The organism is Pedobacter sp. 01T416_2, assembly GCF_056398925.1.
On the sequence record NZ_JBFTQI010000128.1, the window covers coordinates 1 to 9,976 of the forward strand.

Genomic DNA, 9,976 nt, shown 5'->3' on the forward strand with positions numbered 1-9,976 from the left:
ATATTTGTACCGTCAATTAAAATGAGAAGTTGCAAATGAAAAAGTTATTTCCTAAATCAGGTTAATATCTTTATAAATTATTTTATCAATGGGCATTACAGAAAGAAAGCAAAAAGAGAAGCAAGAAATGAGACAGCGCATATTAAATGGTGCTAGAAAAGTATTTCTTCAGAATGGCTATGAGCAGACCAGTATGCGTAACATTGCCAGTGAGATCAGCTATAGTGCAGGGGTAATTTATTTCCATTTTAAGGATAAGGGTGAAATCTTTCAGGAACTCCATAAAGAGGGCTTTAGCCTACTTCTTAGACAACTTCGGGTGCTGGATTCGGTTATCGATCCATTTGAACGCCTGAAAGCCTCTGGACGTGCGTTCATCCAGTTTGCCCAGGAGAATAAGGATTATTATAACCTCATGTTCCTGGTAGAAGAGCCGTTAAAAAATTCAGAAGAAAGCGGTTTCCAGATTGCAAAAGAAGCAATAAAGTACCTGCATGACTTGGTATTAGAATGCCAACAGGCTGGCCGCTTTAAAGACATGGATTCAGAGTATCTTACATTTATGATCCTATCTGCTACTCATGGCATCTGTGCTCTTTTCTGCAAAGACAGAACTATGAGTTTTGAACACAAGACCAACAAGGAACTTATGGAGAATGGTTATGCATGTTTTGTTTCACTACTTGAGAAGGGTTAACCTTTTTTTTAATATTTTATTGAACACTGTTTAATTTTATTACAATGATTAATTACATTCGAAACCTGCCTACTATTTACAGACTGACCGTCTTAAAGTGCTCAGTCATCTTACTCCCATTGGGGCTAAATGCCCAAAATCGTTTGGACGACTATATCGCACAGGGGCTAGCGTCAAATCAGAGCATCAAGGAGCAAAACTTCCTTTTGCAAAAGAACATCTATGCCCTTCAAGAGGCAAAAAGCATGTTCCTGCCCAGCGTAACTTTTTCTACAACTTACACGAAAGCCGACGGAGGCAGAACAATTGATTTTCCTACAGGTGATCTTTTTAACGCCGCCTACTCCACGTTGAACCAGCTCACAGGAAGTAACTCTTTTCCCCAGCTCGAGAACCAGAGCATACTGCTTAATCCCGATAACTTCTACGATGCCAAGTTCCGCACCAGTCTTCCCATCCTAAATGCCGAACTCGTATATAACAAGCGGATCAAAGCACAACAGGTAGACTTGCAAAAAGCGGAAATACAGATGTATAAACGTGAACTGGTCAAAGAAATTAAAACGGCATATTACAACTATCTTAAAGCTACCAATGCAATAAGGATTTACCAATCCTTTCTGAAACTGCTCGAAGAAGGTGAAAGGGTAAACCGGAAACTCTTTGAGAACAACAAGATCAACCGTACGGCTGTGATCCGCAGCCAGAACGAGGTATCAAAAATAAACGCATCACTTACCGCTGCTCAAAAAACAGAGGAATCTGCCCGTTATTATTTCAATTTTCTTTTAAACAGGCCATTAACGGATCCCATTCTGACCGACGATGTTCCATTGCTGCCTGCCCAGGATAATTTATTGCTTAATGATGTTAACGGTCGTGAGGAACTGGCGAAGCTTGAAATTGCCAAAGGAATAAATAAAAACCTTACCGGCCTTGCCAAATCTTATCTCATACCTAAAGTTGGTACTTCGCTCGATCTGGGTTCTCAGTCCTTTGACTGGAAGTTTAACCAGAAAAGCAGATATTATCTATTGGGCGTTTCATTGGAATGGAACCTGTTTTCCTCAGGAAGGAACAGTTATAAGATAAAACAGGCTATTGCCAGTGAACAGGCTGTGTCGGCGCAGACCAATCATGTAACCCAGCAACTACTTACCGAACTGAATGTGCGTAGGGCAAACCTGCAAAGTGCTTCAGCTCAGTACCGGGCGGCCCAATCACAACTAAAAACCAGTCAGACCTATTATAATGACATGACCAAGCTCTATAAAGAGGGAATGGCCATTTATATAGAACTACTTGATGCCCAGAACCAATGGGTAGATGCCCAACTTCAATCCAACATTGCCCTATTCGACACCTGGATATCCCTTACCGCTATCCAACGTGCCAACGCCAGTTTCAACATACAATAAATATCATGAAGAAGACACAACTCACACTTATTGCGCTTACATCACTATTGTTTGCCTGCAAAGAAAAACCGAAAAATACAAATCCTCTTGGCCAGCCAGATATCATTTCTGTAAAAGTTGCGCCCCTTTCCTCTTTTGGGGTAACAAATTCCATTCAGGTCACTGGATTAGTCGGCACTGAAAATGATGCCAATTATTCCTTCAAAATTGGTGGGGTAATCAGTAGCATCCTGGTAAATGAGGGACAATTTTTTAAAAAGGGGCAATTGCTGGCCACCCTGAATACCACCGAGATTGCAGCCGGTCTGGCCCAAGCGAATCTTGGTGTAGATAAGGCCGCTCGCGACTATGCCAGAGCAGTAAACCTTTATAAAGACAGCGTTTTTACGCTGGAACAGCTGCAGAACACCAAAACGGCATTGGATGTTGCAAAAAAAACAAGTGAGGCAACCGCCTTCAATCAGCGTTATGCCAGAATCTACGCGGCCTCTGATGGTTTTGTAACCAAAAAGGTTGCCAGTGTAGGCGAAGTGATTGGTGGCGGAATGCCGGTGCTGATGACGGGCTCAACCCAAAAAACTGACAGCTACCTGTTAAAGGTTGGGGTAACCGACCTGGAGTGGGCAGGAATCAGTGCAGGGCAACGGGCGGTTGTTTATCTTGATGGTTATCCCGAACAGCCATTCCAGGCAACGGTACTGCGTAAACTTCAATCGGCTGATGCCGCTATCGGATCTTTTCAGGTAGAGCTGAAGCTTCAGATGGGCAATCTGAAACCTGCAATTGGCATGTTTGGGAAGGCGGCAATCGAAACCAATGCTTCAGAAAACAGGACCGTGATCCCATTCAGTGCCCTTGTAGAGGCAGATGGAGAGACGGGTTACATCTTTACCCCTAAGGATGCAAACAGCGTTAGAAAAGTGCCTGTAACCATCCTGAAGTTTGACAATAAAAATGTTTACCTAAAAGATAAACTGGAAGGAATAGATCGCATAGTTATTTCTAATAGCGCCTACCTCAACGAACAGTCCACCRTAAAAATTATCAAATAAAAACCACGAGATGAAAATTACAAATTTTGCTGTAAAGAACTACCAGTTTACCCTGATCATATTTGTGCTTGTGGCAGTGGTGGGCCTGCTTACGCTCTTTACCATGCCCCGCTCGGAGGATCCTACTACCCACCCTCCGCAATATCTGGTAACGGTAATCTACCCTGGTACCAGCCCGAAGGATATGGAAGAACAAGTGGTAAAGCCCATAGAAAATAAAATCTATGGCTTGGAGAACATCGATAAGATCCTGACCACGGTTGAAGATGGTGTAGCAGCGATACAGATCAAGTTCAAATATGGTGTTGATGTGGATAACAAATACCAGGAAATATCAACGGAAATCAATGCGCTGAAAAACGGTGAACTTCCAAAGGACATTTATCAGATCAAAACCGAAAAAATTGCTTCGTCAGATGTAAAGATTATTCAGGTTGCGCTGATCTCAAACACCGCTTCGTCCAAAATATTGCGCGACAATGCAGACAAATTGAAGACCCAGCTGGAAAAGATCACCAATCTGAGAGAGGTAAAGTATACCGGAATGCCAGAGCAGGAAATCCGCATCGACATGCAACTCGATAAACTAGCACAGCTAAAAATACCATTGAACCTGGTTATAGGCAGTCTGCAAAGTGAAGCGGCCGACATTCCAGGAGGAAGTATTAATATAGATAGTAAGGTCTTTAATGTGAAGACCAGTGGTAAGTTTAAAGATGTTGAAGATGTGGCCAATACGATAATCTATAATTCCAATGGAAAAATCATATACCTAAAGGATGTGGCCCATGTTAGCTATATGGACGGTACCATTAACCACATTACCAGGATCAATGGACAACGCTGTATATTGGTTACCTCTTCGATGAAGAACAATGTGGACATCAGTCAGGTTAAGAAAGAGTACACTCCAGTATTGGAACAATTTTCTCAAACCTTGCCGCAGAACATTAAAATGGTTAAAAATTTTGACCAGGCAGATATGGTATCAAAGCGGCTGGGACACCTGGGCTTTGATTTTGGATTGGCCATACTATTAGTAGTGGTTACCCTGTTGCCTTTGGGCTTCAGACCATCACTGATCGTAATGATTTCCATTCCACTCTCACTGGCCCTTGGTCTTATTGCAATGAACCTTTTAGGCTTCTCACTCAACCAGCTCAGTATTGTTGGGCTTGTGGTAGCATTGGGGCTATTGGTTGATGATAGTATCGTTGTTGTAGAGAATATAGAAAGGTGGTTAAGGGAAGGCCATTCCAGAAAGGATGCTATTTTAAAGGGTACCAAACAGATTGGGGCAGCTGTTGTAGGCTGTACCGCAACGCTTGTGATTGCATTTTTACCATTGGCTTTTCTGCCTGATATGGCCGGAGAATTTATCCGAAGCCTACCTATGGCCATTATTACCAGTGTACTGGCCTCTATGATCGTGGCGCTTACACTCGTGCCTTTTATCGGCAGCAAGATCCTGAAAACCCATACCCATGGGGAAGGAAATTATTTCTTAAAAAAATTGCAGGGCTTTTTGACCTGGTCGTATCGTGGTATTATGCCATTGGCGCTAAAGTGGCCAAAGGCAACCATTAGTATTTCCATTGCATTAAGCGTATTAGCCTTTTTACTCTTCCCACTGGCAGGATTTAAACTTTTTCCAACCTCAGAAAAGCCAATGTTTCTGATCAATATTAAAATGCCGCTACAGGCAAATATCCCAGAAAGCGATAGCGCCGCAAAGCTGGTGGAAATGGAACTGAAAAAGCATAAGGAAATCGTTTACTACACCTCAAATGTAGGAAAAGGTAACCCACAGATCTATTACAACGTGCATCAGCAGGATATAAAACCGGATTTTGCTCAGATTTTTGTGCAATTGGAAGAAGAGACAAGCCCAAATGACAAAACTGAACTGATTAAAACGCTTAGAAGCAAATTCACTGATTTCCCCTATGCAAAAATAGAGGTGAAGGATTTTGAACAAGGCACTCCGATAGAGGCGAATATTGTGGTCAGGGTTTTTGGAGAGAATCAGGATACCCTGCGATCGCTCTCGTTCAAAGTGGAGGAGCTGTTACGTAAACATCCAGGTACTTTTTTCATCAACAATGAACTCAATGCCTATAAGTCAGATGTAAAGATCAAGATTGATAAGGCAAAGGCGCGGACATTGGGCGTACTGACCAGCGACATTGACAAGGTGATCAGGTTGGCTGTTGCCGGACTAACTGTTGGGGATTACATTGATGACAGGGGTGATTCGAGGAATGTGGTGATTACCATTCCACGTAATAAGTTTTCAAATCTAAATGCATTAAAGAACCTTTATGTGAACAATATCCAGGGTGCACCAATTCAGATCGATCAGATTGCAACCATTGGGCTGGAAACCTCTCCAACTGCAATTAATCATTTCAATAAATCACGGTTTGCAAAGGTTACCTCGCTCACCAAGGATAATGTTTTGGCAAATGATATCCTCAAGGATATTGTGCCCGAACTCAACAAATTAAAAATGCCCAAAGGCTATTATTATAAACTGTCTGGGGAGGCTGAATCGGAAGGTGATGCGCTTGGCGGAAATTTCCTTTCAGTGATCATCCTGAGTACATTCCTGTTTATCGCTGTGCTGCTGCTACAGTTTAAGACATTTAAGGGGATCATTATCGTTTTATCAATTATTCCTTTGGGCGTTTTGGGTGGGGTAATATTTCTGCTGATGACAGGAAATCCGATGTCGCTGGTATCGATCATCGGTTTCATTGGTTTATCGGGCATACAGGTAAAGAATTCGTTGTTACTGGTTGATTTTACCAACCAATTGCGGGAAGATGGAAAAAGCATAGATGAGGCGATCCATATTGCCGGTGAAACCAGATTTCTTCCTGTTGTACTTACTTCTATTACAGCTATTTGCGGTCTCATCCCGATTGCCATGAATCCCAATCCGCAGATAGCGCCACTTGCCATTGTACTGATTGGAGGGCTGATCAGCTCTACTATATTATCAAGGATCGTTACCCCGGTAATGTACAAGCTTATACCTCCACAATTGCACGAAAAGATATGATATGTCAAAATAGATGGGAAGACTTGTTTCTGGAATTGAGACTGTTCTTGATTAACCTTATTAACGCATACTTAAAAATTAAAAGATGAAAATTAAAAACGTTACCGTATTTGGATCTGGCGTACTGGGTGCGCAGATTGCCTTTCAAACCGCTTACCATGGCTATAATGTGACTTTGTTCGATATCAACGAAGAACTATTGGCGAATGCAAAGCTGAAGTTCGAGCAGTTTAAAAAATCGTATCAGCAGGATTTGAACGCGAAACCTGCCGATTTGGATATTGCAGTGTCAACCATAAACTTTACAACAGATGTGGCGGCATCCGTAAAAGATGCCGATCTCACGATTGAAGCGATTCCGGAAAACATTCAGATAAAAAAAGATTTTTATTCCAGACTGGGTGCTTTGGCTCCGGAGAAAACAATTTTCTGCACCAACACTTCTACATTGTTGCCAAGCCAATTTGCGGCTGAAACAGGCAGGCCTGAACGGTTTTTGGCTTTGCACTTCGCCACTAATCTGCTAAAGAATAACTTGGCGGAAATTATGGGACATCCCAGTACAGATCCCGAAATTTTTGAGCAGATAGTTCAATTCGCTAAATCGATCGGGATGATATCCATACCAATCTATAAAGAACAGCCCGGCTACATCACGAACTCGCTTTTATTGCCTTTATTGATAGCTGGGTTCGACCTCTACCGAAATGGTGTTGCCGATGTGGCCTCTATTGACAAGACCTGGATGAAAAGCCTGGGGGTTGATCTGGGGCCAATGGCTATGTTAGACTTTGTTGGAATGAATACAGCCTACAATGTAGTGAGCTCAATTGCAGAGTCAAGTGGAGACGAGATCTGGAAGCAAAGACAGGGCTTTATGAAAGAGAACTTCATTGATCAAAATAAACTCGGTATTTCTACAGGAGAAGGTTTTTATACTTATCCAAACCCAGCTTATCAAAACGCTGATTTCCTGAAATAGAAAATAAAGGTTAGAAGTACCCTGTAAAACGAATTAAAGCATTACCCACATAAATTTTACTAAAGATGAAAGAATACATATTAATCACCGGAGCATCATCCGGAATTGGCTACGAAATGGCCAATCAATTGGCAGCACAAAAAAAGAACCTGATTTTGGTTGCCCGTACAGAGAACAAATTACAGCAAATGCAATCAGAACTAATAAACAAGTCTGGCATTCTGGTTCAATATTTCGCTACAGATCTTTCTGATGTGAATGCTGCTAAAAACCTTTACCAAAAGGTGAAAGATGAAAACCTATTGGTGACCCACCTGGTAAATAATGCTGGTATTGGCAACTATGGCAATTTTACTGAAACGCCACTGGAAGAAGAATTGAGTATGATTCAATTAAATATTTCCAGTTTGGTTGTATTGACTAAACTTTTTGCACAAGATATGGTCAGCCGCAAATCTGGCCGGATTATGAACACAGCATCGGTGGTCGCATTTTTACCGATGCCTTATTTTTCTGTGTATTCTGCCACCAAGGCTTTCGTAAAGGCATTTAGTGAAACACTCGCTGCCGAATTGGAAGGTACCGGAGTTACCGTTTCGTCTCTTTATCCTGGTACTGTGGATACCGGATTTACCACACCTGAGATGCAAACTACCAACCTTCATAAAACCAAGCCGATGACTCCCAAAGAAGTGGCAATACAGGGTGTAAAGCATCTACTAGAAGGGAGTGGAAAAAAAGTAGTTGGTTTTCAAAACTGGTTTAACGCTAAACTTCCCAATTTTGTTCCTGATGGTATTATGATGAAGATTAAAAAGGGGCTGGCAAGTCAAAAACAAAAATAGTTTATAAATGATATATAAAATGAAAACAATAAAATCATTCATGCTCGTTGGCTTAATGGGCATATCGTTGCTCCTTTCCTCTTGTTATTCACACAAGAAAGTGGTTCAGTCAAGCCTGCCCTATTCCGAAAAAATCAACTGGCCGCAAGGATTTAAACCGGCAGAATCTGATTTTTTCATACATAACGAAATTGACATTAAAGCTTCGCCCCAAGTGGTTTGGGATATCTTCATCAATGCAGGGAAATGGCCGGAATGGTACAAAAGATCTGAAGGCATCAAATTGTCCAATTCGCCTGAAGGCAGACTTAATTTATCTAGTGTCTTTATCTGGAATCCGGCGGGCAAATTCACCTCAGCCATCAGGGAATTCAATCCTCCGTATCAAATCGCTTGGTTAGGTGAAACCGATAACAAAAAAATGACCGTTTACAATGCGTGGGTGATTATCCCAACCAAAGATGGCTGCAAAGTTGTTTCAAACGAGTCTCAAAATGGACCAAAAACAAAAATGGAGAAGATTTTTGCACCAAATATGGTTAGTAACCATATTGGAGAATGGCTAATAAACCTGAAAGAACGATCAGAACAACAATCAAAGAATTAATATACTTAGGAGCCCTCTTTAATTATATTTAAACATAGAGATACATACAGATTAATAATGGGAGTTTAGACCATTTGTAAATTATTTTGATCAGTTAGCGTTGTCTGATATCCTTATAAAATTTATATGATATGTTAAATCGAAGTAAGATAATAGATGCCGCTATACAGCTTTTTTCACATTTTGGAATTAAAAAAACTCCCCTTAAAGATATAGCCAAATCGTTAAGGGTGAGTATTCCATCTCTATATTGGTATTTCAAGAACAAAGACGAGCTGGTGATCTGTGTTTTAGAAAAAATAACGAATGAAGAACGTATTTTGATCAAAAAGCAGTGTATAAGATATGAGTCGCTATCCAATTTTATCGATGAACTGGTTGAAATAAAGCGTTTAACATTTGAAAAATATAGTCGGCTATACCATTCCCCGGATTACTTAAGAAAAATAGGTTTTTTAGACAACCTGGGTTTATCAAGAAGGGTATGTGTGACTGAAAATATGAATTTGGTTTCAAAAGCTGTCTTTGGGAGAGATGACAATAGCCCCCATATGTTTAAGGGGGTGTTCATCCAGTTCTTAAGGGAACTCGATATGATATTTCTGAACGATGCAGCCACAAGATCGAGATTTCAAGGATCAGGCATTGCGAAAAGAAATGATATCTCTGATCTCGTAAGCCAAAAAACCTGTTCTTTTCTATCTGAAATAATGGATAAAAACATCATGGTTCAATATCAAAATTAAATGTCCGGTTTTAAGCAATTTTGTTGCCGATAATAAAAACAAGTAAATTTATCGATCGTGGCAATAGAGATAAATTTAACAATGGCCCAGTATTAGCCTCATATGCTAACCATAAGCCTCATCACAGAGCGGGTTGCCATGAAATTCCTAACAGTAAAAATGAAATTCTTATCAATAATTCAATAACCCATCCTGCCATCTATTCTAGTGCCCACCCAGAGAGTTTAACCTTTTTCCCTCAGCTATCACCGCCCTGTTTATTTCATTTACCCGCTTAATATCCATTTTTTCAACTGCACGGTCATAGGTCAGCAATCCGTTAACCTCATGTTCCACATCGGTTGTCTGGGTGTAAACGGCTACACTAAGGCCCTTGTACTTCATCAGCTGTTCAACCTGGCTCATCAGCAGTACATACCTATCCGTCAACGCAGCACTGGTAGGTTCATAGGCATATGCATTGTTTTCCACAGGCCACATGTGCCCCCTAACAAAGAGCCCCACACCGCCGAACTCTCCCAAAGATGCCGCCCTTTTATCGTCCGGTCTGGAGGCATCATAAGGG

8 protein-coding genes and 1 pseudogene are annotated in these 9,976 nt (G+C 41.2%); 8 read left to right on the forward strand and 1 reads right to left on the reverse strand.

From position 1 onward, the window contains the following. The first annotated feature begins 88 nt into the window (after positions 1 to 88). The 8 genes from AC1DPQ_RS07755 to AC1DPQ_RS07790 all read left to right on the forward strand — a co-directional run bounded on the left by AC1DPQ_RS07755 (position 89) and on the right by AC1DPQ_RS07790 (position 9,411). The gene (locus AC1DPQ_RS07755) at positions 89 to 697 is read left to right on the forward strand and encodes a TetR/AcrR family transcriptional regulator (protein ID WP_477578105.1); all 609 of its coding nucleotides are present in this window, start codon (positions 89 to 91) and stop codon (positions 695 to 697) included. Between the two features lie 206 nt (positions 698 to 903). Beyond that, a complete protein-coding gene (locus AC1DPQ_RS07760) occupies positions 904 to 2,115 on the forward strand; it encodes a TolC family protein (RefSeq protein WP_477608676.1) in 1,212 nt (403 codons plus the stop codon). Positions 2,116 to 2,120: 5 nt separating this feature from the next. Then, positions 2,121 to 3,167, forward strand: a complete 1,047-nt coding sequence (locus AC1DPQ_RS07765; protein ID WP_477608678.1) for an efflux RND transporter periplasmic adaptor subunit — start codon at positions 2,121 to 2,123, stop codon at positions 3,165 to 3,167. 10 nt (positions 3,168 to 3,177) lie between these two features. Continuing rightward, positions 3,178 to 6,231: an efflux RND transporter permease subunit gene (locus AC1DPQ_RS07770; protein ID WP_477578099.1), complete on the forward strand. Its 3,054-nt coding sequence runs from the start codon at positions 3,178 to 3,180 to the stop codon at positions 6,229 to 6,231. 85 nt (positions 6,232 to 6,316) lie between these two features. Beyond that, positions 6,317 to 7,213 carry a 3-hydroxyacyl-CoA dehydrogenase gene (locus AC1DPQ_RS07775; protein ID WP_477578097.1) on the forward strand — a complete coding sequence of 299 codons (897 nt, stop codon included), beginning with the start codon at positions 6,317 to 6,319 and terminating at the stop codon, positions 7,211 to 7,213. Positions 7,214 to 7,278: 65 nt separating this feature from the next. Further along, positions 7,279 to 8,058, forward strand: coding sequence for an SDR family NAD(P)-dependent oxidoreductase (locus AC1DPQ_RS07780; protein ID WP_477608680.1), 780 nt, complete (start codon positions 7,279 to 7,281; stop codon positions 8,056 to 8,058). A 19-nt stretch (positions 8,059 to 8,077) separates the two neighbouring features. Next, complete coding sequence (locus tag AC1DPQ_RS07785; protein WP_477608682.1) at positions 8,078 to 8,665, forward strand: SRPBCC family protein; 588 nt, start codon at positions 8,078 to 8,080, stop codon at positions 8,663 to 8,665. A gap of 131 nt (positions 8,666 to 8,796) precedes the next feature. Next, positions 8,797 to 9,411 (forward strand): TetR/AcrR family transcriptional regulator, encoded by a 615-nt coding sequence (locus AC1DPQ_RS07790; RefSeq protein WP_477578093.1) that lies wholly within the window; start codon positions 8,797 to 8,799, stop codon positions 9,409 to 9,411. A 204-nt stretch (positions 9,412 to 9,615) separates the two neighbouring features. Here the strand turns inward: AC1DPQ_RS07790 and AC1DPQ_RS07795 are convergent. After that, a pseudogene (locus AC1DPQ_RS07795) lies at positions 9,616 to 9,976 on the reverse strand (glycoside hydrolase family 2); the annotation flags it as partial.